The organism is Paenibacillus sp. DCT19 (assembly GCF_003268635.1).
GTDB lineage: Bacteria > Bacillota > Bacilli > Paenibacillales > Paenibacillaceae > Paenibacillus.
Window position 1 is genome coordinate 4,789,804 of sequence record NZ_CP029639.1, and the last position, 25,864, is coordinate 4,815,667.

The following is a 25,864-nucleotide window of genomic DNA, read 5'->3' on the forward strand; positions in this document are numbered from 1 at the left end:
ACACTTTGTTCTGCAAATATCTGAAAATGGGATGGGATTCACTGATTCTATTCATTCTACAGGGTTATATAAACAGAGAAATCCATACGTAAGGAGCTGGTCCATTGGAACATTATAGACACAGTACAGAGGAGACGCTTGATGAAGTACAGAGTTCACAGAACGGACTCACGACCTCTGAAGCAACCAAAAGACTTGAAACCGTTGGATACAATGAGATAAAAGGAAAAGACGCCACACCTGTGTGGAAGCTGTTTATTGAGAATTTCAAAGACCCCATGGTTATTGTCCTGCTCATCGCTGCTGCGGTACAGATTGTGCTTGGGCATCTGATTGAATCACTCATTATATTTCTCGTCATTCTGCTGAATGCCGTTATTAGTGTCGTGCAGACGAAGAAGGCAGAGAGCTCTCTTGATGCCTTACGGCAAATGTCAGCGCCAGAAGCGAAGGTCATTCGGGATGGTCAGAAAAGGACAATTCCAGCTAGGGAGCTAGTCCCGGGTGATATCGTTCTGCTTGATGCCGGAGACTATGTGCCAGCAGACGGTCGCATATTGGAATCAGGAAGCCTGAAAATTAACGAAGGTATGTTAACAGGAGAATCCGAAGCTGCGGAGAAACATGCTGATGCCATTGCAGAAGAGGCTCCACTCGGAGATCGACGTAATATGGCGTTCAGTGGCTCACTCGTCGTGTATGGTCGAGGAACCTTTGTGGTAACAGGTACCGCACTTCAAACAGAAATCGGTAAAATCGCTGAACTCATCCAGAATGCTGAAGCAAAGGAAACACCGTTGCAACGCAAACTAGAAGCATTTAGCAAAAAACTAGGTTTCTTCATTCTTGGCCTATCCATTCTGATCTTTGCCATTGAAGCAGGACGTGTATGGTTAACGGAAGGTACAGAGAACATTGGCCCATCGTTTATTAATGCTCTAATGTTTGCTGTCGCCGTTGCTGTTGCAGCGATCCCCGAAGCTTTATCCTCCATCGTAACGATCGTCCTATCACTGGGAACAAATAAAATGGCTAAACAGCATGCCATCATTCGTCGTCTGCCTGCGGTCGAAGCACTCGGATCAGCTAGCATCATCTGCACAGACAAGACCGGAACCCTCACCCAGAATAAAATGACGGTGGTGGATTATTATATCCCGCACGGTACCAAAGAAGAGTTTCCCGATGACCCGAAAGAGTGGTCTGAAGAGGAACGTCGTTTATTACATATTGCCGTGCTCTGCAATGACTCCAATATCAACCAGGAAGGCAAGGAGCTAGGTGACCCGACAGAGGTTGCGCTCATTGCTTTTAGTAACCGAGTGAACAAGGACTACAACGAAATTCGTGATCAGTTTCCACGTGAAGCCGAGCTTCCTTTCGATTCAGATCGTAAATTAATGAGTACCGTGCATACGTTTGAAGGACAGACTGCTCTGTTGACTAAGGGTGGCCCTGATGTTCTATTCAGCCGCTGTACCCATGTGTTTATTCACGGTGAAGTTCAGCCGCTGACACCAGAAATTCGTACACAATTCGAAGAGAAAAACGAAGCCTTCTCCAAGCGTGCATTCCGGGTCTTGGCATACGCCTACAAGAGATTTGATGACAAAAAGCAGGTTACCACTGAAGATGAACATGATCTGATCCTTGTGGGTCTAACGGCTATGATTGATCCACCCCGTGAAGCGGTATACAGCTCTATTGAAGAGTCCAAAAAGGCAGGTATCCGTACGATTATGATCACAGGTGACCATAAAACAACCGCTCAAGCAATTGGTATCGACATTGGACTTGCCAAACCGGATGATCTGGCTATCACAGGCAGCGAACTAGACAAAATGTCTGATGAGGAGCTGGATCAAAAGTTAGACCAAATTTCGGTATATGCGAGGGTATCGCCGGAAAACAAAATCCGTATTGTACGTGCATGGCAACGTAAAGGCAAAATTGCTGCAATGACTGGAGACGGGGTCAACGATGCCCCTGCCTTGAAGCAGGCCGATATCGGAGTCGCGATGGGAAGCGGAACCGATGTCGCCAAAGATGCCGCAGCTATGATTCTGACGGATGATAATTTTGTATCGATCGTCAATGCGGTCAGTGTGGGACGGATGGTATTTGATAATATCAAAAAGGCGATTGCGTACCTGTTTGCTGGTAACCTAGGTGCCATTATCGCGATCCTGTTTGCACTGGTGGTTGGTTGGGTTAATCCTTTCACTGCTCTGCAGCTGCTCTTTATCAACCTGGTCAATGACTCTCTACCTGCCATTGCGCTAGGCACTGAAAAAGCTGAACCTGATGTGATGCGGCGGAAACCGCGTGATATCAATGAAGGCATTTTTGCCGGTGGAACACTGCAGGCTGTTATTACGCGCGGGCTTCTGATCGGGATTGCCGTCATCATATCCCAGTATATTGGACTTGGTATCTCTGAGGAGATCAGTGTGGCGATGGCCTTTACAACGCTGATTCTAGCACGTAGTCTACAGACGTTTGCGGCACGTTCTAATACACAGACTATTTTTCAAGTAGGTTTCACAACGAACAAATTGGTGCTTGGCTCCATCTTTGTATGCCTATGTCTGTATGGAATCACGTTGATTCCAGGGGTACGTGGGATCTTCGCTATTCCAGACGCATTTGGCTGGTATGAATTCCTCATTGCTGGCGGGCTTGCCCTTGCCGCAGTGATTCTGATGGATCTGATCAAATGGATTCGTAATCGAGGTAAAGCTACAAGCGTTGCTTAACCGAAACAGGCTTCCTTCCGTAGAAGGGAGCCTGTTTATTTTTTATACAATACGATATATAGCCCGCTGTCTGCCTACAAAGTTACTCACGCGGTATCCCTTGTATGGAAAGATTATTTATCCCCCCGATTCGTACACTCCCCTTGCTCTATGAAATCCATCCACGCATATTGATCTGATTGTCCATGATCTGGATTTTCTATACTTGCATCGGGACGAAGGCATCTGGACACTCCTTCACCTTCTAGAGAATCAACATAGATGCTATCGATCCGCACAGGCAACGTCTTCTGCCACCGGTACAGATCACCAAAAGCACCAATCTCATCTTGACTACTCCCGTCAGGCAGTCGTACCTGCAATTCATGAATATCACAATCTTTCGACTCAGCACAGCTATACGCTACAAAAAAGGTATCACCATAGCTAGAGACATACCGCTCTGGCACCTCGTATCCTTTGGCTATCAATTCTTCTGCATATGTATCATTAAGTTCTAACATCTGCATGTTCGCATAGTCTTTGGAAAACTCAAAGTCGGATACCCTGCCGCTATCATCATCCACTAGCATTCGAAATGAAGTCTGATGCTCATTCTGAAAATGCCCATCAATGAGGTAGGAGAGATATCCCCCATGGAGAAAAACACGATCAATGATCACATCCTCATCATATTCTTCAGCGGCATACTTAATAGCAATAGCTTCTGCCTGCTTCTCACTAATGGACGAGAAGAACAAGGGGCGAAGTATAACAAAAAACAGAACACCTATGCTGATCACAACAATCAGAACAATGAGTTGAATAATATGCTTGATACCTAATTTCAATTCAGGCACATCTGCCCACTCCTTCTATCTTATATAGCTCGTCGCATTTCAATCTGAAACTCTCACGAACACGTATGACATTATTGCCATATTCAATACACTAACGTAAAATGTTATAACGAACGCATATGACTGCATGAAATCACGAGCACTTATCGTTCCATATCGAACATATAGACAGGAAGGATTACATGAAAGATCACATTGTCATGCCACTGTGGACATGCTGCCTGTTCATTGTGGTGATGAATACTACGATGTTTAACGTATCACTACCTATCATTATTCATGATCTGCAAATTACGTCTGACTTAGGTTCCTGGGTCATTTCCAGCTACTCCATCGGATACGCTTTATCTACGGTAATCTACAGCCGATTGTCGGATCGGATTCCGGTACGTAAGCTGTTAACCATTGGCTTGCTCATTCTAGGGCTGTCTTCCTTACTCGGTCTGTTTGCACATAGCTTCGCCGTGTTATTGCTTACTCGGATTCTGCAATCAGCTGGAGCAGGAGTTATGGCAGGCTTAGGACTCGTCATCGCAAGTCGCTACATTCCACTGGAACGAAGAGGCGCTGCCATTGCTCTAATCTCCTCCGGTAGCGCTATGGCCTTTGGTCTTGGCCCAATCGTCGGTGGATTAATCAGTGAATATTGGGGCTGGAACGGGCTCTTTGCCATTACCGTGCTGGTATTGTTCGCACTGCCTGTGCTGCTCTATTTCCTGCCAAACGAAACGACCAAGACGGATCAGCCTTTTGATACAACAGGTGCAATTCTAACGACACTGAACGCTGTGACATTATTGGTCGCCATTACCCAGCAGTCGCTTTTATGGTTTGTGCTAGGTGTCCTATCTCTTGTGGTGCACATTCTGTATATTCGCAGAGCCAAGCTGTCGTTTATTAATCCACAGGTTTTTAAGGTGCCAGGTTACACACGATTAGTCATGATTGGCTTTTGCGTCCTAATTGTTAACTTAGGCAATCTGTTCCTCATGCCACTTGTGCTCGCCGACCTGTTCGCGCGTTCTTCGCTGGCAATTGGACTGCTCATTGCGCCTGGAGCTATCGTTGCTGCATTTATGGCGCGGTATATAGGCCGCTGGATTGATCAATACGGCAATATGCGCTTTCTGATCATCGGGCATGTGTTGCTTGCCGCTGTGCTTACGTTATTTATGCTTGGATTGCATCAATCGGCATTTGTTATTACAGCAGGTTATTTATTTTTCTCTCCTGCAATTTCAGCGTCCATGTCATCACTCAATAACGAAGCATCACGTATCCTGCCCAAATCGCAGATTGGTTCAGGGATGGGTCTGTTACAGCTTGTTCAGTTCTTTGGCGGCTCGGTATCTGTTGCAGCTTGCGGTTTGTTGCTCCATAAGATTCCACACGTTACAGTTGAACAAGCTTACCACTATGTCTATGGATGTCTGTTGATCGTTGCTATGGTTTCGCTAGTGCTTGTAATCTATCACCATCGAGCATCCCGCCCTACATCTCCCGCATTAGTGTCGAACAATTCCTAGGGTAAACAAAGGGAAACCTCTTTAGAGAGCTTGATATGCCCTCAGCTTTGCCAGAAACGACGCAAAGCTGTCGGCAATCACTCTTACATTCTCCTCCATTAACTGCTGAGCTTCCTCCGGTGTATCGGTCTCACTCTCGGCATCTTCCCGCACCATTGCTTCTTCATGCTCCATAAGTAAAACAACCGGACACGCTGAATGTTTACGATAATCTAGCAAATAGTTATTACCGCTGCTGACACTCCATGCGATTGGAATAATCCGCTTCGGATCAGGATTCACATCATTTACCACCTGGATGTTATTCGTGATGAACTGGTCATCTAATTCAGAGAAGCGGATCTGCCAATCCGTTACCTCTCCGCTCTCCATGAGATTGAATGAACTACCGCTGTTTGTCTGCTGAAAATCCAAATATTCCTGCGGAAATACAACTCCGTAATAGTCCTGTATGGTAGTAATATCAACTTTACTCATATCTTCACACCTTTCAGCATCATATTTGCTAACTTAAATGAATTATCTCCCGCTTAACGCTATTTTCCATGCTTCTGTGATTGCAACAGGTGTTTTTTGACTTGTCTTACCTCCACCTTCTTCCGTCCATAGGGGCGGATAATAAGCAAACACCTGTCCTTGCTCTAGCTGGTTCATATCATTCTGCCAATCTTGCCAGCGAAATGTCTGATAGAACTGCTCCAGGTCGCCATTCGCCAGCCAGTTTACAAACCCTGAATAGGCAAGTTCCGTCGATTCCCATTCCAACGTATCTGGTGCGAAATAGTATACGTGTCCGCTTCCTTCAAACTTCCCTGTATCTAATGCGAAAAATCCACCAGCGACATCATATGCAACGACCAGCATCCCTTCAAGAGCCTCTACAGCGGGATGGTCTGTAAGCCCATTCCAACTTGTCAAGCTCCCTGCGATCTGTTCTGTCTCTGCGCCAAGCAGGGTAATCCAGCCATGATCCACCAGAACTCCTCCTGTTTCATAGGCTATAACACCTAGATAAGATTTTGTGCTCACTTGAAGGGCATAGATCGCCTCTTCCCCCTTACTTCGTTGTGCTGGAATAACGGTATACGTGTTGCTGCCTTCCTCCAATAGCTGCTTGAGTTCAGGCCATGCATCGTTCTCCAGATCCAACAGTTCATGTACCGATAATTTCTGCATCGTGATACTCCTCCTTTAGCGATTCAATTTCTACCACCGTGTATACTCAATACTTCACCACATTCACAATCCAAATGCACACATAAGTCTATTTCCTCCCAGCTACCATCCATCCAATTATCCGGAGTGATCTCATGGGGATAAAACCATACGGAATAATAGGGCTTGCCATACTGCCTGGTATCATCCTCCAGAGATAACTGAATGTGATAACACGTAATATCTACATTCCAATGCTTTGCCAGCTCCGACGCTCTGACGGCATCAATTGCCCGAACAAGATGCGAGGTGTACTGTTTATCGACCTTCAAAATTTCATTCATGCTGGAATATGCCCCTCCTCTTCCGACTTCGAGATTCAATTACCTGTGCACGTCATTTTCATCTCTGTCCAAAAAAAAACAACAAGAGCCCGCGAATAATTCACAGGCTCTTATTTTCAACAACCTTTTATAGATGATCTGCATGGGTTACACGGTTTCGACCTGCTGTTTTGGAAGCATAGAGTGCCTGATCTGCCCGCTGGAATACAGAAGTATCTGTATCCCCTTGTACCGCCGTAGCAGCACCGATACTTACGGTAATGTTATATTGCCCCCAATCGGATGAAGCAACTTCAGAACGATATCGCTCTGCTGCCTCCATTGCTTGGTCATGATCGCATTCTGCTAGAATGATTACGAATTCTTCCCCGCCATATCTTGCGACCACATCGCTACTGCGTGACATGGATTGCAGCAACCCAGCCAGATTTCCGAGTACCAGGTCACCGATTGGATGCCCATAGGTATCGTTAATGCTTTTGAAATGATCAATATCGACGACCAGCAGGGAGAAATCGCGTTGCTGCTGCTCAAACAGAATCAGGCTTGCCAGCAAGCTATTCTGGAAGAACCTCCGATTTTTGAGACCCGTTAATGGATCTGTGGATGCCATCGCTTCTAATTGGTCGTTTACTTTGAGCAGTGCTTGTTGCTTTACCTCGTATTCCTCATGTAAACGTTCAAGCTCTTTGTTGGCCTCTTGTGTCGCCTGGTATAGCTCCTGCAGTTTAGTTTTGGTCTGCAAAATATCCTTCTCATGCTCAATCCGTTTACGCATGACAACGACAACACAGTCCACCACACTCTCTCCATCGCGCGTCTGCCGTACACCGTTCAGAAGAACCGGGACATCCTGTTGGTCACTGGTGCGAAAAGAAAAATACATTTCATCCACATGCCCATATAGCTGGATATAAGGATAGAAATACGTATGGAAAAACAATTTGTTCGTTACCGACATAGTCGATTCAATATGACTCCCCAGCAATTGGCTATGCTCTACCTTGAGCATATTCAGCAATGTCTGGTTTACTGATCGCACAATACCTGAATCCGAGATAGAGAAGTATCCGCAAGGAGCCTGGTCTAGTTGGATATCCATGTAACAACTGCCTTTCGTTCAAATTAAACGCTTGCCAAGTAGTCTTTAATCAGACGACTCGTTTCCTCAGGCTGGCTTAGATGAGGATAGTGCCCCTTCGCCGTCATCTGTTGTAATCGGCTGTTTTTCAGATGAGCGTGCAGATAGTCCCCAACCTCAACTGGAGCTATACTATCATCCGAACATTGCAGAATTAGAGAAGGAACCGAAGCTTGCTCCAGATCGACTCGACAATCCGAGAAAAACGTCACTTCAGCAAATTGTCGTGCAATATGCGGATCTCTGGAGCAGAAGCTTTTTTCCAGTTCTTCTGATAGCTCTGCCCGATCCGGGTTCTGCATCACAATTGGTGCGAGATAACTAGCCCAACCGATAAAATTCAACTGCATCATTTCAAGCAACTCATCAATGTCCCGTTTATCAAATCCACCATAATAATTCGGAAGGTCGTTCACATAACGTGGGGATGGCCCCAGCATGACCAATCGTTCAAAATACTTGGTTTCATGGATGGATGCAAGCATCCCTATCATGCTGCTAACGGAATGTCCTACAAAAATACTGTCTCGTATATCCAGCGTTTCCATAATCTCCAATACATCCTGCGCATAGCCATGAAGATTATTATATTTCCCAGCATCATAATAGTTAATTTGAGATTGTCCTGAGCCTACATAATCGAACAATACCACACGGTAGTTGTCTACAAAACTAGGCACGATGTAACGCCACATATCCTGATCACATCCAAAGCCATGTGCAAATACAATCGTTTGGCTTCCCGTACCAAGTACCTTCACATTGTTGCGTTCGAGGACGTCAACTTTCATCAAAATCACCTCTCTGAGGTAGTAGTCTACACCTTGATTTTATTCCATTATTATATCGGAAAATGTTGGAATATGGCTAAAAAATATTAATTTTTCATGCATAAAGTATTCAAATAATAGAAAACACGTGATAACTCACTCTTTACAAACTGACCATCGTCAGATAAAATCATTCCAACATGCTTCATCGCAAAGAACATCATACGGAGGAAGATCATGAGTACTTTAACAGCAGGAACAGCCTCACAAAAATTATGGGGAAGATCGTTTATTTTCATTATGCTAGCCAATGCATTGTTATTTATGGCCTTTGAAATGCTTCTCCCCACCTTGCCCCTATTCGTTTCAACCCTTGGGGAGAAGCATCACAGATTGGACTCGTGACAGGAATTTTCATGTTCTCTGCAATTCTAGTTCGCCCCTTTACCGCTGTGCTTGCCACATGGATGGATAAGAAGTATTGGTTAATTATCGGTATCGCCATCTGTGCACTAATGACAGGATCATACTACCTCTCGTCAGGTATAGGTATGATTCTTGTATTTCGAGTGATCCACGGCTTCGGTTTTGGCTTAGCGACAACTTATTTCGCAACGATTGCAACCGAAAATATCCCCAAAACACGTCGCGGTGAGGGGATGGGCTACTTTGGCGTCGGCGAGACAGTAGCGGTATCTATTGGTCCTCTGATCGGAACGACGCTACTGCTGCAATCCAGCTATCAAAGCCTGTTCATGGGTGGCATGTGTATCTTATTGCTTGCACTACTCATGGCTGTATTTGTATCGCGCAAACCTAAACAGGTATCTGAAACTGAAGCACAGACTGCACCTGCAGCTACCGTGAAATTGATTGAGAAAAAGGTTCTTTTCCCTTCCCTTCTCATTATGCTGGTTGGTATTGCTGCTGGCGCAATTATGTCGTTTGTCGCCCTGTTTGCTAATGAGAGGGGCTTTACCAATATCGCATGGTTTTTCTTTATCGTGGCGATCGCGAGCTTTGTTGTTCGGCTGTTCTCCGGTAAAATGTTTGACCAGCTCGGCCCCGGTTCTGTGTTGCTGCCTGCGGCGGGATTTGCTATCGCTGGACTTTTGGTTCTGATCGTCGCCCAAAACGATGTTCAATTCCTCATCGCGGCTGCATTATATGGCTTTGGCTTTGGGGCGATATTCCCGGCAATTCAGACTTGGTGCGTTAATCTAGTGGAAGAACATGAGCATGAAAATGCGATGGCCTCATTCTTTAATTTCTTCGACCTCGGCATTGGCGGGGGTTCACTTGTATTAGGGGTCGTTGCCTCTGCATTTTCTTATACAATGGTGTATGCTATATCCATAGGTATTTTTGTGGTGTATATTTTGCTGTATCTGATCTACAGCTCTAAACAAAAGAACATCAAGAACCGTCCATTGGAGGTACACATTGAGTAAACAACGTATCAAAGAAATTGCGATTCAGCACTTTAACCGTTATGGGTATGAAGGAACCAAAATGGCTCAGGTTGCAGAGGAGGCTGGCATTCGTAAACAGTCCCTTGCCTATCATTATGCAACGAAGAAAGCATTGCTGCTGGAGATCTATGAAGAGGTCGTGCAGGAGGAGCAGCAATTTGTGCGTCAATTTTTTAGCGAATCAAGCACAATTCCGTTAGAGCAACAGCTGCATTCTTTCCTGTTAGAGCACAAAAACCGCTTTTTGACCCATCCCAATGTAGCTTTTATGTACATTCTCTCCTTTATAACGCCACTGGAGGTTCACGATTTTGTATTGGCTCAGTATCGAACCTACCTTGGTACGCTGAAGGAAGAATTGTCGGCTACCTTTGCCACCGTGCAGGCCACAGATATTCGTCTAAGTCCAGAAGAAGCGACGGTTGCCTTCGTTACTCTGATGGATGGACTTGATGTTCAGCTCGTCTATGAGACACGTCAGTCGTTCGAGCAGGCACTAGCCATCGCTTGGAATGTATTTTGGTCGGGCATTCAGCACAAGTAGCTAGTTCGTGTTCATTAGTACAGTTGAATTTTCTTAGTCACATTTAAAAAGATATCTGATAAAAAAAGCCCTGATCATCAAGATCAGGGCTTACTTCTTCGTCTGGACGAATTCATCTGCACGAATAAGCTTCAATCCATTCGAAGGACTTTATTGCACTGTTACAATGACACGTTGGTAATGCTTCAAGTTATGCTCACCGTCATCTTGTACCTCTGCGATGATGTGAAGAGTGTCACCAGATTTGGCATCCTCAGGCACCGTGAACGTTACCGTATCTGTATCTTTCCCTTGCAGTTCAAGCTCATCGAGCTTCTCATCCTTGGCCAATGGGCGCTGTAATCCAAGCTGCAGATCTCCAGCCATCTCAGGTGTTGCCTTGCCTTCCTGCTCCTTGGATTCCTGATAGGTGTCAGCTTCGAAATATCTCCACCATGTATATGTCAGCTGATCGCCATCCGGATCTTGTCCTTCCGCGTGTAGTGTTAATTGTTCGCCTGGAGCTGCGGTCAGATCCAATCCTTCCTTAATGGTGAGCGTTGGGTTGTGGTTGGCATCCTCATATCGATCTGTTACACCCCAGTCTGCACGGGCTGCAAAATCATTCTGAATGTCATCAAACCATCTCATGAGAGAATATTCGGCTTCATACCGTTTGGAGTACGGATCGTAGTCCAATACATTATTGCGGTAGAGCTTATCGTTAACGACGCCAAAGCGTCCACCCCAGCCACCATACGATGGATCTTCCATACTGCGAAGACCGTTATCAATTAAATAGAAGAAAGATGGAGAATCCCCTTCCGAGATAAAATCATACTTATCATATTGCGGATTGTTCTTGAGGTAATCCGCGCTGCCGCGTTGTTCCTCTGCTAATTCGCCTTCAATCATTTTGCCGTCACCCATCGTAGCGTACATATCCATCAGCTTGCCATGTCCGTTCAGAAGGTTCTTGCTCATCCAATCCCCGTGCAGCTTACTGTTTACTTCTTCGGCATGCAGCTTCCATGCATAGGCAAAATGCCAGAAGTTCGACTGATCGTTCAAAATACGAATATCCGGCCAGTTCTTCGCAATATATTCGTTGTAGCTGTCATCCTGGTCAAGGATGATATAGAGCAGCAACTTGTCACTCACCTTTTTCTGAATATTAGCCCAATCAGCAGTATCCTTATATTGTTCTTCAATGGATTTCAGTGCCCGAGCGGTTGTGTTCGTTCCTCCCCAGGTCTGTACAACTAAATCCCTTGAGTCGTCATCGAGAAACAGTGTTTTCAAGAATTCCGAACCTTCTGTTTCCTTCTCCATCTCACCTTTATCAGAGATATTGCCAATTTTGGTCATGGCTCGAATCTCCTCAGGCTTAGGATAACCATCTGCATGTGTGCTTAAGTTAGGATATATTTCCTCGTAAGCATCCAGCATATCATACAGCCACTGAGTTCCAGTCCAGCGGAACGGTTCGATGCCTGCCTCCTTATCACCAGCATAGTGATAAACTGAGCTTGTAAGCACGATTCCGGCTAGATCCATCTCATTGGCATAATAGAGATAACGAATGACAGAGTTCATATCATCCACTTCTCCATCTGTCGTGATCACCGTTCTTGCCTTCTGTTTCTCGTTATCTGCTGTCTGCTCAGGTTGGGTATCTTCCTGCTCTGTCGCCTGACTCCCTTGATTATCCGATGCTTGTGGCGTTGTAGAAGTACAACCACTCATAATGAGCATGCAAGCCAAGAGTGCAGCCAACATGCTAAACCCTGTTTTCTTATTCATCGTTACTCCCCCTTCTCGTTCTCGTGGTGATGTGTGTTCGGATTATCCTGTTCGATCTCTGTGCTTAATATGAGCCATATAAAGCAAAAAAAAACCCAAACATCAACATGGGTAGGGCAATGCCTACACATATCGATATTTAGGTTTTGCCTGCGAAAGCAGTAACAATCCTTTAACTGTCTGAAAGTATATCATGACTACGCTTACTTGTAAACGCATTCAATACATAATAGGTCATATAGACCTAGATTCGTCCTATCTTTTCTACGCTATCCTACCGTCGGTCTAAGCCATTCTACCTCGAACCCCAGTTGCTCCAGCTCTTTAAGTCCATCTTCAATATCGTAGTTAGTGGTTCCATCCCAGCCCTGCTGTACAGCAATTTCAATCCATTGCCTAATCCTCGCCGGATGGTTCAGATTGTAGTTTTCCTTCACGCCGGTGCGATGATTGAACAACAAGACGCCACTATTTAATACATATCCTACGATATGATCATCCCAAGTATGGAATTGAACATATAGCGCATGTGTTTTTGAACCGTCATTGAAAACCTTAAGTTCTAACTTAGCTGTTTTATTGACTACTCTAGCTGTAATGATGTACTTATACGTCTGACCACCAACAACTATGTATCGCAGTTTCTTTTTCATCATAATCACCTCTACTACCTTTACAATATGGAGTAAATACAGATTCGAAAATAAATGCCACCTTCCACTATTTTCATGTAAACTAAATCTTAGCTACAGTACAACAATGTATGGAGGAAACACGTCGAGCACAAGTACAAGTAAGTACCGTCCATTGTCTGATTAGGAGGATTAGAAGACTATGAAGGAACTAAATACAGCGTTAATCCGTTTTATCGAGCAACAGAATGTATACAATGAAGCCTATGGACTATTCAAAGACCATGATATACGTCCCCTCGCCAACCCGCAAGCACCTGTTATCGATGAGCGAATTCCGCTCTCGCCGGAGCTGATCTACTTCTACTCCAACTATGAGATGGTGGATGCTAAGGCTGAGGGTACACTTAAAATGAAAAGCGCTGCTGTAGAGATCGGTGACGCTGCCCTGCTGTTTTTTGTTGCACCTGAGCATCTCTATCGTCAACAGTTGGGCTATCGCTGGATTGGCATGCAAGAGCCTTATCAAGAATCGCCAGACTGGAAGCCACAGCATGTCGTTATTGCTAACTTGAATGATGATCCTCTTATTGTGGATACACAAGCATCACAATCGCCTGTGTATGCAGCCTTTGCAGGTGGAGAGCCTCATCCAATTGCGAGATCATTTGCGGAATTTTTCGACGTTCTTGCTATTCTCATTGAAACTGCGCGAGTTTACGAGGGAGAAGTCAAGGACGAGGAAACGTATGAGACCAAACCCGAATACCTGGAGCACGTCATACCTCTATTGCGCGAAGTGCTCGAAGAAGAAGAGTACGTCACTCATTTACTCGCTTATCTATCGTTACAAGAATAGTTGAATCATTATAGGAATGGAGATATGGATATGATCTATGTTGCGTTGCTGCGGGGTATTAATGTTGGAGGTAACAATAAAATTAACATGAAGCAGCTCAAGGAAACATTTGAGCAGGCTGGCATGCAACAGGTTCTGACCTATATTAATTCAGGTAACATTATCTTTGCTTATGAGCCTGAACTTGATAATGCCAATACAGAGCTGGCACATATTCTGCAGGAAGCTATTGCCGCAGACTTTGGCTTGCAGATCCGAGTTGTGGTGCGAAATATCGAGGAAATGTACACAGTTATTACTGCACTGCCGGAGGAATGGACAAATGACGATCAAGCGAAGAGTGATGTTATGTTCCTGTGGGATGAGGTCAATGACGTGTCTATTCTGGACAAGCTACCCCTCAAATCTGGCATTGGCACGTTAATCTATGTCTCAGGCGCCTTACTGTACAGCGTTAGTCGCGAAGATGCCACCAGAAGTGGAATGAATAAGCTGGCTGGTTCAGCTGTCTACAAACAAATGACCGTTCGCAATGTCAATACGACTCGCCAGATTTATACCCTAATGCTTGCTGCAAGCGAAAAGTCTTAAAAGCAGGAGCACCATTAACTCTTCAACGACGTTATATTGAAATAAGGAAGTTAGGTCGTGTCTGAAAAATCCCTAGAGACAGCAGAAGGGACAAGAGATTAGCTCTCTTGTCCCTTCTGCTATTCATTTTTACAGCTCAGTCGCACACACTTAAATCGTTTTATTCCCAGAAGAAACGGCCTGCGAATACTTTTTCCGTCAGTAGCTTGTACGTCTCTTCAGGCAATTCTTTTTTCATTTTCGCCATGACTGCTTCTTTGCCTTGATAGTACTGTGAAGACATGCCAATCTCTGCCTTTGTGTTGCTTGCATCTAAACGCATGATTGGTGTCGCTGCATTCTTCGTCCAAGGTGTCCAGTCTTCGAGGTTGGCAGATCCGCCATCCCCAGGGTGCCCTGTATACAAGAACTGTTTCAGATATGCCGCCATAGCTGTAGACAGCTGGTCACGACCTGGTTTGTTCGCCTCACCAAAGTACCCTTCTGGGAAGTAAGCAGCTATACCAGCTGCATGCCCTGTGTAGAAGTCCATATCTGCGCCGTGAGGAGCACCAAGCAGCGTCTGCAAACGTTCCGAGATTACACCAGGCTGCGTACCCCACGCAAACCGATATGCATAAACGGAAGGCTGTCCTGCAACACTTGTCAGTCGCTCAGCTACCCGCTCTGCGTTAAAGCCGGCATATGCTTCACTACCGTATTGAATAGCGGCAGCGTATTGTTCCGCTTTCGTTTTATCTGTGAACAATGTTCCATCGTTAATCGATGGGGAGAAGTTCGGATCACCGAAGGCAAATGCCGCGAATTCGGTATCCAGACTACCCAGTAATACTGGAACCTTAGTGTAGTTCCCTTGCTCCAGAGCAGAGAAGCCCTCTTTTGGAATGACTGTGCCATCACGGAACAAATGTGGGAATGGCTCCATCCGAATTGCCGTACCACCAAACACCTTAACCAGCTTGTCTGCAGGCAGTTCACGTAGATACGTAGCTAACTGTTCCTTAGACTGCTTCGCAATCCATGCTTTAGCTTCCTCGGGGGTAGTTGCTTTGCCTTCCTCTACCAGCAATTTCTCCAGGGCACTTTCCGACTTTTGCTCTCCTGCTTCTGGTGCTGAAGTCGTTAATCCACCACTGAATGCAACGACTTTCTGGAATAGCCCTTTTCCAAGTGGTGAGATAAGCGTAGCCAGCACATCCCGCGCTCCTGCAGACTGACCCGCCAGCGTTACGTTATCCGTGTCACCACCGAAGCCTTCGATATTATCCTGTACCCACTCCAATGCTCGAAGCGCATCGAGCAATCCATAGTTACCGGAATCATCCAGTGCATTACCTGTCTCCAACGCTTCATTCTTGAAGAATCCAAGCGCACCTAAACGATAGTTTACCGAGATAATAATGCTGTTTGTATTCCGTGCAAGTTGTTCACCTTGGAAGTCCTTGCCTGATCCAGTCATGTTCCCGCCGCCGTGCAGGAATACCATTACCGGAAGTTTAGAACTTGTTGTATCGGGTCTCCAAATATTCAAATAGAGTGAATCTTCACTGCCTACCGTATTTTGCCCAGACAGTTGCAAGCTGTTGGCAGCAAATTCCTTCGCCTCACGCGTTCCCGTCCATGCTTTTGGTTCAACTGGCGCTTTCCAGCGCAGCTCTCCTACAGGTGGTGCTGCATAAGGTACACCCAGCCAGCCAAGTGTTCCGTACTGCTCATAACTCTTACCATCAATGGAGCCATATTTTGTCTGCTGAAGCGTTTGTGGCGTAAATCCTTGATCCTGCTTATGCTTCAGCCAGCTTTGTTCAAGGGTGCCACTTCCGTTCTTGAGTTGCACTTGCAAAGCCTGAGCTGTTGCCTCGGCCACTTGGCGATTCGAGAGAGTCCCCTTGCCACCTTGGAGTGCTTTGATTCCTTTTGATGCCGCGAAGTTTACTGCCTCACCTTGTTTATAATCTGTGCCAGCCTCATAACCAAGCGCCTTTAACAACAGTGTTGCATAGTCTTCAGACGTAAGTGTTGCATTGGGTTTAAACGCGTTCGCACCGTCAGCAATACCCAGATAAGGGTGCTGCTTTAGATACCCAACCACAGGCTGTAGGAATTTCCCAGCTGATGCCGCATCTTCATACGTATCTGTGCCAGTATAGGCAAGAGCCTCTTTTTCCAATCCAGTCAAACGCAAGTACAGAACAGCAGCCTGAATACGTGTTGCTTTTTTGTTCAGGTACGCTGCGTTAACCCCTTGACCATTCCCCTTAATTAATTGGGATGAGATCAGCTTGTCGATCGCTGCATTGGAAGCTGGAGTTGAAGCTCCGGCAGCATAGGCAGGCATTGCTGATAAACATAAGCCTAGAACGGTTGCTACCGCGATGGATCGTTTGATTTTTTTCATGTCGTAAATCTCCTCGCTGTCAGATAGTGTGTGACGGAATATACGATGGCACATCAATACGGATATCCATAGTATTCCAAACCAAGATCATCCTAAATCTCTGTCTGTGAACCGAAAATGTCCCCCTTCCGGTTATGATTCTGCTACGGCGTTTCAAGCGAAGACAATACCAACCAGGCGTTTATCTGTATAAAAAAACCTGAATCGAAGGCAAACAGACGTCGCTACAGCGTGTCTTCTGCCCTCAATTCAGGTTTTGCCTGTCTTCAGTAACAACCCTGAGAATATGAGGTCATTCAATAAAACATATATTCAACTTAAGTATGTTTACACTTGCCACTCCGATGACAGAATAACGTTCCGATCGCTGTTATCCCCAGATTTTTTTTATTCCCTTTTTGAAAGAGAAAATCCCGGGATAGCTTATGCTTCCGATGCAGCTTTCTTTCAGAAAGCTTTGAGGCGAACGCTTCGCTTCTTCACGTTATTTCTGTCCTCTCCGTTCTCGTGTAAAAGGTTTAGTTGAATATAAGTAAGCGTATTCAAAAACATAACAGGTATTGCCCGGAGTTGGTTACAATCCTGTTGTTATGGTGATGTTAGCATATAATGTAAGCGTTCGCAATAACTTTTTATTACATTTCATATTTTTTTTAAAACTTACCAGACGTACGAAAAATGTCTCTACGATATGTCAGCTATGCTAAACGATTCGCTCGATATGATTTCTTCAATTATAGCAGCCCTTGACTCAATTTAAGTCCCACCGCTCGACCCTCTTCTACATCTAGCTTTTCACGCTAAATCAATCATTAATTCTTGGCTTCCGCTCATAAAAAAGACTGCTCTTGAAGCAAATTCAAGTTGAATTCACTTTAAGAACAGACCTTGAAATTAAACATGTTTAACGGCATCTTTCAGACCCATGACCATGTATATAAAAAGTTATTTCTGTAAATGGGACACCTGTTCCATAAGAACATCAACACCTTTGTCCACCGTATACGGTCCGTAGTTCCAGAAGTCACGGGATACATTAATAATGCGCTTGTTCTTCACAGCAGGAATACTCTGGTACACAGGTTCTTTGAACAGATCCATCATCTGACCCATCTCTTCATCTGTCATCTGCGTGATAAAATAATCGGCTGGCTCAGCAGCGAGCTTCTCCAGAGATAACACCGTACCTCCGTCGGCAAAGGCTTTGTATTCCTCCGGCATATCGAAACCAAAATCTTCATAGATTAATTTGCCGAGTGTACCGCCCTCTCCGCCTAATAACACTTCTCCGTTGTACAACACAAAAGACATTGCAGTGGTTCCTGGTGCGATAGACATGCTGAGTTTACTCCGAATGCCGTCTAGCTTGGTTTCAAAAGTGGAAATCCATTGCTCCGCCTGATCCTTACGATCCATAATATCACCCATCGTCCGCAAGGTATTAATGACATCAGGGTCACCACCCCAAGCTACCGCTACAGTTGGCGCAATTCGTTCATAGGTTCCAATAACGTCTGAGCTTGTGTAATCGGGAACAATGATGATATCTGGCTCAAGTCCCACGATAACTTCTGTATTCCCGGTACCTGAACCAATATCATTAACGTCCTTCATCTCTTCAGGATATTGATCCAACGTTTGTTTATCTACACCCGTAGGCGCTATACCCAAAGGCAAAAGATATCCCCCATAGGTTATGACAACTGGCTTAGTCGGTTGTATAGGTATGTTAACCTCTCTTCCCAGTGCATCTATATACATGCGGGTCGTTTCCTGAGGAGTTTCATCATTGACAGTCTGTGTTTGCGTCTCGCTGGCACCACAAGCAGCCAAGAGTAATGCTAGACTAAACAGGAAACTTACAGCTAAAGAAGGTTTAAAACGTACATTCAAATCATTCACGCTCCAAGTGTTGTATTGATAATGATTATCGTTATTAACAATATAACGTTGTCTTGAAGTGTCAGCAATGTACGATTGCGACCTATTATTGGTACGATTTGAACCTTGGATGAGATAACTATGCATCTTGAACTGCGTTGGCGTCTCTCCTGTCGTTTTTTTGAAAATCCGACTGAAATAATACAGATCCTTATATCCCACAGAATCGGCCACATCCTTAATCTGCACATCGGTTTCCATTAACAATATTCTGGCACGATTCATCCGTTTCTGGATGACATAGTCCATCGGACTACACCCATATTTACGCTTGAACACTCTGGCGAGGTAACGACTACTATAATGAAACATACTCGCCAGCGTCTCCATTGAAATCGGCTCTGCATAATGCTCCTGAATGTAACGGGCAATCTGTTCTGCAAGCTCGGGCTGAACCGGCATTTCATTCGATTGGCTCCATTGACGAAACTGCTCATAGACCCATTGATAGAAAAGCCCTTCACCTGTAACCTGCTTAAGTCATCCGTCTCTGTCCAGCCATGGTATATTTGCTCGGCGATGGAGACCAGAGTTAGAGGATATGAAGGTGCAAAATAATAATTCTGCAACAAGGGCTGCTGTGACCGCTTACCCTCATCATTACCGAGAGACACCCAGCCGATCTGAGGTTTGTATAAAAACATATATACATCCATAATCTGACTGCCATTCTCTATGCTTAGTGATGTTCCCTTGCCACCATGCAACAACTGTACACCTGTGGTGTGCAACTCATCCTGACCAAGATAAATCACGGCTTCTCCTTGAAGAGTTAAGAGAAATACGCTGCAAGGAAGAACATAGGATTGAATCGTCTGTCCAGACTGTAAGGCGAATTTACGAATATCCATGATTTTGATCGGAATGCTATTCCACGCCTGAATGACCGTAGCCAATTGTTCCTTCATTACAACACCCCGTACTTGTATAATTCACAGGAGCATACGTAAAAAAACACCCCTGCCCCGTATTTATCTGCCCATTTTTTTCTTCTAAACATACAAAAGTGTCACATCCTCTGTCTAGTAAGTCCATACCAATCTAATCGTAAAATTTACATTTAGTTAATCTACAGGTAATGCTCATTTATCATTCATTGATTACACTTGGTTCTGGATACCAAACTATACATATATTATAGGAGGCTGTGTTCATGTTAACTCGCTTTAACGCTCGTGCAGCAAAAATGATGCTCGCGGTGACTACGATTGTAACCGCTACCCTCGGTGGAAGTAGTGCCGCTTGGGCTGTGGAGGATAGCACGTCCAGTGCGTCCCCAATCAAAAATGTGATTATCCTGATTCCAGACGGAATGGCTAATGATGCTACCGCTCTTGCTCGCTGGTATAAGGGTTCATCTCTTACACTGGATTCTATGGCAAGTGGTCTGGTACGTACTCACTCCGCGGATGCGCCGATTGCGGACTCGGCGCCAGCAGGAACAGCTTTTGCAACAGGCTACAAATCTCACACGGGTTACGTTGGCGTCCTGCCAGATAAAGCGACCATGCCTGGACAGAAAGCAATTGCACCAGGTGATGCCAAGAAGCCAATAGCCTCCATTCTTGAAGCATCCCGACTTGCGGGTAAAGCAACGGGAATCATCTCTACGTCTGAGATTATGCATGCTACGCCAGCTGACTTCTCTGCTCATTATCCAGATCGCAAAAACTACGACGCTCTGAGCAAACAACAGGTTTACAATGGTATGGACGTTGTACTCGGTGGCGGTAGCCGTTATCTTGAGCCTGCTGGTCGTCAAGATGGCGAGAATCTCGTCTCATCCATTAAAGCGCTGGGATATGATTATGTAACTACACCTGAAGCAATGAAAGCATCTAACTCGAACAAGCTGTGGGGTATGTTTGCACCTGCAGGTATGTCTTATAATATGGATCGTGATCCAGCCAAACAACCAAGCCTTGCGGAAATGACTTCTAAAGCAATTGATGTTCTTTCCAAAGATGAAGATGGCTTCTTCCTCATGGTGGAAGGTAGTAAAGTAGACTGGGCAGCACATGCCAATGATCCAATCGGTATCATTAGCGATGTCCTTGCCTTTGATGATGCAGTGAAAACGGCTATGGACTTTGCCAAGTCCAATCAAGAAACCGTTGTTGTTGCAGTAACAGACCACGGTAACGGCGGACTTACCATTGGTAACAATGCAACCACAGGCACGTATGACAAAGAACCGTTGTCCACCTTTATCGGTCCTTTGAAAAAGGCCAAGCTGACAGGTGAAGGTGTCGAAGCGAAGCTTAATGCTAAGCGTACTAACATCAAAGCGGTGATGAAACAATACTATGGCATCTCTGACCTGACTTCAGAAGAAGTGAAAGCGATCAAAGAAGCTGATCCAGGTAGTCTCAACTATGTCGTTGGACCAATGATTAGTAAACGTGCGGGAATCGGCTGGACAACTGGTGGTCACACGGGTGGAGATGTCGTTCTGTATACGTATGCTCCAAACAATGACCGTCCATTTGGTGTGATCGACAACACCGATGTAGCGAAGTACATGGCTCGTGTGCTTAACCTTGACCTGGACAGCGTAAGCAAACAGCTATTTGTTCCTGCGAAGCAAGCATTTGCGGCTAAAGGCGCAACGTACAAGCTGGACCTAACGGATGCGAAGAACCCTAAAATCCTTGTAACAAAAGGTAGCACCAAGCTGGAACTGCAAATCTACAAAAACATTGCTCTTGTAAATGGCAAGAAAACAATGCTGGACGGAGTTATCGTATATAACGGCGTTGATGCATTTGTACCACAGATGGCTGTTGATCTGATTCAATAAAATAAAAGTATAGGATTAAAATGCCAAAAGAGTCCGCACAATGATGTGCGGGCTCTTTCATTCGTCAGGAATTTACAAGCGAAGTATATCTGGATCACTTATGTTTGCCGTATAATAAACGTAATGTTTCTACATATGACGCAAAAAGGAGAGTTTCTCCCATGTTAATTAAACTAAATTGGATCACCCTGCGAGTGAGCAACCTAGAGAACTCGCTTGAATTTTACAACGGAAAGCTAGGACTTCCGATTCAGCGCAGATTCGAGAGTCGCGGACGACAGATTGCTATGCTGGGCATGGAAAATGAAACAAAGCTAGAACTGATTGAGGGGAGCGAATCCATTCTTAAACCGGAGGCCGGCATATCGATTGGCTATGAAGTAAACTCCTTAGAGGAAGCGATAGAACAACTAAAAGCGATGGATATTCCGATTGTACGCGGCCCGATTCAACCCAATGCTCATCTGCGCTTTATTTACATTACTGACCCAGACGGATTTGAGGTACAGCTTGCTGAACATATCTGATTAGCAAGCTGCGGTTGCGAGCCTAAATGCTCTGGATCAATGAAACTATGTTTTAGTGGGGGAGCCCCAGCCAGACACTAACTAAATTGCTAATCGTTGTTGTCACTGTTCAACCAACCTTTTTTCAAATGATCAGCAATTCGCTCACCAGGCTGTAAATGTAGAAGTGTTCAATGTTTCTTTGTTTTAATTCCTGCTGCAACTGTTCTACTATGGCTTTCTCGATACGAGAGTCCATTATTGCTCAACTCCTTCTGGACTGTCTATCATACAATTGCTCTGCGAGCCGGCGATAAGCAGGGCCGTCAACGCGCTGGTGCACCTCATCCTCATCCATCTCAAGCCAGTAGTCTGCCTCCATTAACTCTAGCATATCCAGTTGTGTTATCTGTGCACATGCCGGATGTTCACAAACAGCCAGCATCGTCTCAGGTCCATCATCCCAGTTATATTCGCTAACAACGGCATGCACCAGCACTGCGGAATCCAGTTCACGAATCTTGGCAATAGCCTTCTCTATCGATTCTTCGTATATAATGGCATCCACCTTGCTTTGCTCGTCTTCCGTTAACTTCAACCGGATTGCACCTGGTGTATCTACTAGCAGATCAGCGATGTTTGGATTAGAGCGTGCAGCGTTCCATGCCGTGCCTAGAATGCCCTTAGGAGAATCAAGTTTAGCTCCAAATTCAAGTAGAAGCGAAATGGCATCCACCTGCTTGAATCGTATCGCCTTTTTGAGTGCGGTATCCCCAAGTTTATCTTCGATCTCCAGATCTGGGTTCTGTTCTAATAAACAGCGTATGCCTTCAGCAGGCATGCGCGCAGTTAAGCAGAGCATCAATGGTGTCCGTCCCCGCTCATCTCTCTCATTCATATCCAAACCTTGCACTGCTTCCCGAATTTGATTTACATCTTTTATTTTGCTAATTTCCACCCAATTCATCAGGCTTGCCTCCTCCTTCTACCTCTAACCCTATGTATATTGTTTAAGCTTTTGACAATATATTCTTCTCCCTATTATATTGAATCTTGAACACCGTGTACAAATCTTGTAAAACCCTTATTTCGGAGGTGCATCATGTCTTTTTATCCCGTTCCACTTCCTGAGCTTCATCCTTCACCTGGAACATTAATAGCCATCCAAGAACTAACCGAGGAATCCCCTGACCCAGAGCGGATCATGGTCCTTGCCTTAAATGACTATGCTGAATTATGGAAGCTTAACCTACATACCGGAGCAACCGAGCGAATGCTGCAAACGAACATCCCTGATCTTAATCTACTTCATCCTGTTCAGATCGTTATTAGTCCAGATGGAGCTGTCGCTGCAGTATCTAATACGTATGGGCAGTATGCGGCTGTATATGATCTATTAGATGGAAAAGAAATCCTGCAATTGTCGCGAGACGACTATCATTATGATGTATCTACATACCCACTAAGCTTTGCTTATATAGATCAGCGTTTAATCTTAGTCCATGGCACAGAGTGGAATCGGTTAGATCTAACCGACGTTTTCCGTGGTACATCCCTTACAGTAAGACACACCCCAATACACAATAACGATTCCAGTCAGAATACGGATGAGCCTGATACAAGTGAACATTATCTCGATTATTTTCATGGTAAATTAAGCGTGTCTCCTGATCAGAAATGGATTGTAGATAGTGGTTGGGTATGGGCGCCTCTAGGTATTACGCGTTCCTGGAGTTTGGATAACTGGTTAAGCCATGTATGGGAATCGGAGGACGGATCTTCGATCCATGATCTATGGCAAACCATGGATTGGGACCTGCCTTCCGCCTGGATTGCCCCTCATACCATAGCAATCTGGGGTCAAGTAGACGAAGAAATGGTGGATGAAGAAGATTGGGAGGAAGAGGGCGTATCACCCGCTATCATTTTCTTTAATGCACAAACAGGTGAGCGAATCGGCGTCATCACTTCTGTGCCTGCCTTCAACACAACGAGTCCAGTAGAAGGTGTCTTCCCCCATGCTCAAGCGGGCATGGCCGCAGATGAAGATAAGCTTTTTACATGGAGACATGGGCTGGATTTGCACGTATGGAATTGCCCTACCCTGACTTGTGTTGCGATCACGACAAAAGTTCACCCACAGTTGTATCATCGTCCAGCCAAACTTTTCATCGGGCTGCCTACAGAAGATGCACCACATCGGTTACTGGCTTGGAGATATGATCTGGATAAGGCGTAGATATTGATCTGCTAGTTCTCACCAAATACGGTTTATGATTAGGCGGCATCTAGCGATGCTGCCTTTTCACCTTTATAATCATGAAATTTCAATATAAATAAATGGATTTTACTCTTATTTCGCTTCATTCTCCTTTAATCAGCCATGTAGAGAAATGTTTTATATTTATATGCTTATAGAGGTTGTTCAAAACCGATCTTTTTGAACACGTACTTTTACGAAAGCCAAATCTTATTAAGCGGCTAAAAATAAACAAAGGAGATTTTTTCGTGAACTCAAACACTGCTCTTATAAGAAAAGATGATGTTAATACGTCGTCTTCCTTACGTTTTCCGTGGGTCGGGCTATTAGCCTTAGCTATGGCAGGATTCATCTGCATTCTTACAGAAAGCCTGCCTGCTGGATTATTACCGCAAATTGCACAGGATCTTGGGGTCACAGAAGCTCTTGCTGGACAATTGGTCACTCTCTATGCGGTTGGCTCTCTTTTTGCCGCCATTCCTTTGACAACCGCTACCCGCGGTTGGAGACGCCGGCCGCTTCTGCTGCTGTGCATTATCGGCTTTCTAGTATTTAACACGATCACCGCGTTATCTACCTCTTATGTGTTAACGCTTGTCGCGCGTTTCTTCGCAGGTGTGTCGGCAGGTGTGCTCTGGGGGATGACGGCTGGCTATGCACGTCGTATGGTGCCTGATTCGCTGAAAGGTAGAGCGATGGCCGTAGCCATGATTGGCACACCGTTGGCATTAGCATTGGGCGTTCCCCTGGGCACTTTTTTCGGTGCTTACATAGGATGGCGTTTCATTTTCGGAGTAGTATCCTTACTAGCTGTAGTTCTTATTGGATGGGTGCTCTGGAAGGTACCAGATTATGAAGGTGAGCCTGCGGGTGATCAACTGCCTTTGTACAAGATTTTCCTGGTTCCTGGTATACGGACGATTTTGTTTGTCGTGTTGACTTGGGTATTAGCTCATAATATTTTGTACACTTATATTGCACCCTATCTTGCGGAAACCGCGTTTGCGGAGCGAGTGGATCTAGTTCTTCTTATTTTCGGAATAACCTCGGTTGTTGGCATTTGGGTGATCGGCATGCTGATTGACCGTTTTCTAAGAATGTTAGTATTAATCAGCATTACAGGATTTGCTTTGGCTTCTGTAGCCTTGGGAATTGGAATGAATCAACCTGCAATCATCATTCTTGGTGTTACAGCATGGGGGCTTACATTTGGCGGAGCAGCCACTTTACTGCAAACGGCGATAGCACAAGCTGGGGGAAAAAGCGCAGATATCGCTCAATCTATGCTGGTTACCGCATGGAATGTGGCAATCGGCAGCGGAGGCATAATTGGGGGATTTCTTCTCCAGCTGTTTGGCGCCGGCTTCCTTCCCGGATCATTAATTATCCTCTTGCTCCCCTCCTTGCTTGCAGCTTGGCTAGCAAAAAAGCAGGGCTTCCCTTCCTAATGGAATCCATAAGTATGTATAACCAAAAAAAGAATCCGTCCTAGAGCGGCCTTGAAGTGCTCCCTTAGAATAGACATTGGAAAAACCCATGAGTTTAGCC

The 25,864-nt window shown here is 45.1% G+C and carries 21 protein-coding genes and 1 pseudogene; 10 read left to right on the forward strand and 12 right to left on the reverse strand.

Features of this window, described 5'->3' with window-relative positions:
• The first annotated feature begins 104 nt into the window (after positions 1 to 104).
• Positions 105 to 2,756, forward strand: coding sequence for a cation-translocating P-type ATPase (locus tag DMB88_RS21940; RefSeq protein WP_128103052.1), 2,652 nt, complete (start codon positions 105 to 107; stop codon positions 2,754 to 2,756).
• 113 nt (positions 2,757 to 2,869) lie between these two features.
• Here DMB88_RS21940 and DMB88_RS21945 read toward each other — a convergent pair whose 3' ends face one another.
• Positions 2,870 to 3,595 (reverse strand): hypothetical protein, encoded by a 726-nt coding sequence (locus DMB88_RS21945; protein WP_128103053.1) that lies wholly within the window; start codon positions 3,593 to 3,595, stop codon positions 2,870 to 2,872.
• 182 nt (positions 3,596 to 3,777) lie between these two features.
• On the opposite strand from DMB88_RS21945, the gene DMB88_RS21950 reads away from it, so the two are divergent.
• The gene (locus DMB88_RS21950) at positions 3,778 to 5,121 is read left to right on the forward strand and encodes an MFS transporter (protein ID WP_128103054.1); all 1,344 of its coding nucleotides are present in this window, start codon (positions 3,778 to 3,780) and stop codon (positions 5,119 to 5,121) included.
• Between the two features lie 21 nt (positions 5,122 to 5,142).
• On the opposite strand, the gene DMB88_RS21955 is transcribed toward DMB88_RS21950, so the two are convergent.
• The 5 genes from DMB88_RS21955 to DMB88_RS21975 form a co-directional block, all read right to left on the reverse strand.
• The gene (locus tag DMB88_RS21955) at positions 5,143 to 5,598 is read right to left on the reverse strand and encodes an SMI1/KNR4 family protein (protein WP_128103055.1); all 456 of its coding nucleotides are present in this window, start codon (positions 5,596 to 5,598) and stop codon (positions 5,143 to 5,145) included.
• Positions 5,599 to 5,640: 42 nt separating this feature from the next.
• Positions 5,641 to 6,297, reverse strand: coding sequence for a DUF2625 family protein (locus DMB88_RS21960; protein ID WP_128103056.1), 657 nt, complete (start codon positions 6,295 to 6,297; stop codon positions 5,641 to 5,643).
• Between the two features lie 23 nt (positions 6,298 to 6,320).
• Positions 6,321 to 6,620 (reverse strand): hypothetical protein, encoded by a 300-nt coding sequence (locus tag DMB88_RS21965; protein WP_128103057.1) that lies wholly within the window; start codon positions 6,618 to 6,620, stop codon positions 6,321 to 6,323.
• 127 nt (positions 6,621 to 6,747) lie between these two features.
• Positions 6,748 to 7,722, reverse strand: coding sequence for a sensor domain-containing diguanylate cyclase (locus tag DMB88_RS21970; RefSeq protein ID WP_128103058.1), 975 nt, complete (start codon positions 7,720 to 7,722; stop codon positions 6,748 to 6,750).
• A gap of 23 nt (positions 7,723 to 7,745) precedes the next feature.
• Positions 7,746 to 8,552: an alpha/beta fold hydrolase gene (locus DMB88_RS21975; RefSeq protein ID WP_128103059.1), complete on the reverse strand. Its 807-nt coding sequence runs from the start codon at positions 8,550 to 8,552 to the stop codon at positions 7,746 to 7,748.
• Positions 8,553 to 8,768: 216 nt separating this feature from the next.
• On the opposite strand from DMB88_RS21975, the pseudogene DMB88_RS21980 reads away from it, so the two are divergent.
• Together DMB88_RS21980 and DMB88_RS21985 are read left to right on the forward strand one after the other, a co-directional pair.
• Positions 8,769 to 9,982 (forward strand): annotated as a pseudogene (locus DMB88_RS21980) (MFS transporter).
• A complete protein-coding gene (locus DMB88_RS21985) occupies positions 9,975 to 10,547 on the forward strand; it encodes a TetR/AcrR family transcriptional regulator (protein ID WP_128103060.1) in 573 nt (190 codons plus the stop codon). The pseudogene DMB88_RS21980 and the gene DMB88_RS21985 overlap by 8 nt, the downstream one beginning before the upstream one ends.
• A 150-nt stretch (positions 10,548 to 10,697) precedes the next feature.
• On the opposite strand, the gene DMB88_RS21990 is transcribed toward DMB88_RS21985, so the two are convergent.
• Together DMB88_RS21990 and DMB88_RS21995 are read right to left on the reverse strand one after the other, a co-directional pair.
• A complete protein-coding gene (locus DMB88_RS21990) occupies positions 10,698 to 12,329 on the reverse strand; it encodes a DUF1593 domain-containing protein (RefSeq protein WP_128103061.1) in 1,632 nt (543 codons plus the stop codon).
• A gap of 269 nt (positions 12,330 to 12,598) precedes the next feature.
• A complete protein-coding gene (locus tag DMB88_RS21995) occupies positions 12,599 to 12,985 on the reverse strand; it encodes a hypothetical protein (protein WP_128103062.1) in 387 nt (128 codons plus the stop codon).
• A gap of 178 nt (positions 12,986 to 13,163) precedes the next feature.
• Here DMB88_RS21995 and DMB88_RS22000 point away from each other — a divergent pair, with 178 nt between their 5' ends.
• Positions 13,164 to 13,820, forward strand: coding sequence for a hypothetical protein (locus tag DMB88_RS22000; RefSeq protein WP_128103063.1), 657 nt, complete (start codon positions 13,164 to 13,166; stop codon positions 13,818 to 13,820).
• Between the two features lie 30 nt (positions 13,821 to 13,850).
• A complete protein-coding gene (locus DMB88_RS22005; protein ID WP_128103064.1) occupies positions 13,851 to 14,411 on the forward strand; it encodes a DUF1697 domain-containing protein in 561 nt (186 codons plus the stop codon).
• Positions 14,412 to 14,571: 160 nt separating this feature from the next.
• Here DMB88_RS22005 and DMB88_RS22010 read toward each other — a convergent pair whose 3' ends face one another.
• The 3 genes from DMB88_RS22010 to DMB88_RS30320 all read right to left on the reverse strand — a co-directional run bounded on the left by DMB88_RS22010 (position 14,572) and on the right by DMB88_RS30320 (position 19,658).
• Positions 14,572 to 16,809 carry a carboxylesterase/lipase family protein gene (locus DMB88_RS22010; RefSeq protein WP_128103065.1) on the reverse strand — a complete coding sequence of 746 codons (2,238 nt, stop codon included), beginning with the start codon at positions 16,807 to 16,809 and terminating at the stop codon, positions 14,572 to 14,574.
• Positions 16,810 to 17,754: 945 nt separating this feature from the next.
• On the reverse strand, positions 17,755 to 19,080 hold the full coding sequence (locus DMB88_RS22015; protein ID WP_368028379.1) for an AraC family transcriptional regulator: 1,326 nt from the start codon (positions 19,078 to 19,080) through the stop codon (positions 17,755 to 17,757).
• Positions 18,972 to 19,658, reverse strand: a complete 687-nt coding sequence (locus tag DMB88_RS30320; protein ID WP_164848761.1) for a hypothetical protein — start codon at positions 19,656 to 19,658, stop codon at positions 18,972 to 18,974. Before DMB88_RS30320 ends, DMB88_RS22015 begins: the two co-directional genes overlap by 109 nt.
• Before the next feature lie 278 nt (positions 19,659 to 19,936).
• Between DMB88_RS30320 and DMB88_RS22020 the strand changes: the two genes are divergently transcribed.
• Together DMB88_RS22020 and DMB88_RS22025 are read left to right on the forward strand one after the other, a co-directional pair.
• On the forward strand, positions 19,937 to 21,550 hold the full coding sequence (locus DMB88_RS22020) for an alkaline phosphatase (protein ID WP_128104555.1): 1,614 nt from the start codon (positions 19,937 to 19,939) through the stop codon (positions 21,548 to 21,550).
• Between the two features lie 161 nt (positions 21,551 to 21,711).
• On the forward strand, positions 21,712 to 22,077 hold the full coding sequence (locus DMB88_RS22025) for a VOC family protein (protein ID WP_128103067.1): 366 nt from the start codon (positions 21,712 to 21,714) through the stop codon (positions 22,075 to 22,077).
• A 244-nt stretch (positions 22,078 to 22,321) separates the two neighbouring features.
• Here DMB88_RS22025 and DMB88_RS22030 read toward each other — a convergent pair whose 3' ends face one another.
• The gene (locus tag DMB88_RS22030) at positions 22,322 to 23,023 is read right to left on the reverse strand and encodes a DUF4274 domain-containing protein (RefSeq protein ID WP_128103068.1); all 702 of its coding nucleotides are present in this window, start codon (positions 23,021 to 23,023) and stop codon (positions 22,322 to 22,324) included.
• 135 nt (positions 23,024 to 23,158) lie between these two features.
• On the opposite strand from DMB88_RS22030, the gene DMB88_RS22035 reads away from it, so the two are divergent.
• Positions 23,159 to 24,295: a hypothetical protein gene (locus tag DMB88_RS22035; RefSeq protein WP_128103069.1), complete on the forward strand. Its 1,137-nt coding sequence runs from the start codon at positions 23,159 to 23,161 to the stop codon at positions 24,293 to 24,295.
• Positions 24,296 to 24,564: 269 nt separating this feature from the next.
• Positions 24,565 to 25,764, forward strand: coding sequence for an MFS transporter (locus tag DMB88_RS22040; RefSeq protein ID WP_128103070.1), 1,200 nt, complete (start codon positions 24,565 to 24,567; stop codon positions 25,762 to 25,764).
• The last annotated feature ends 100 nt before the right edge of the window (positions 25,765 to 25,864 follow it).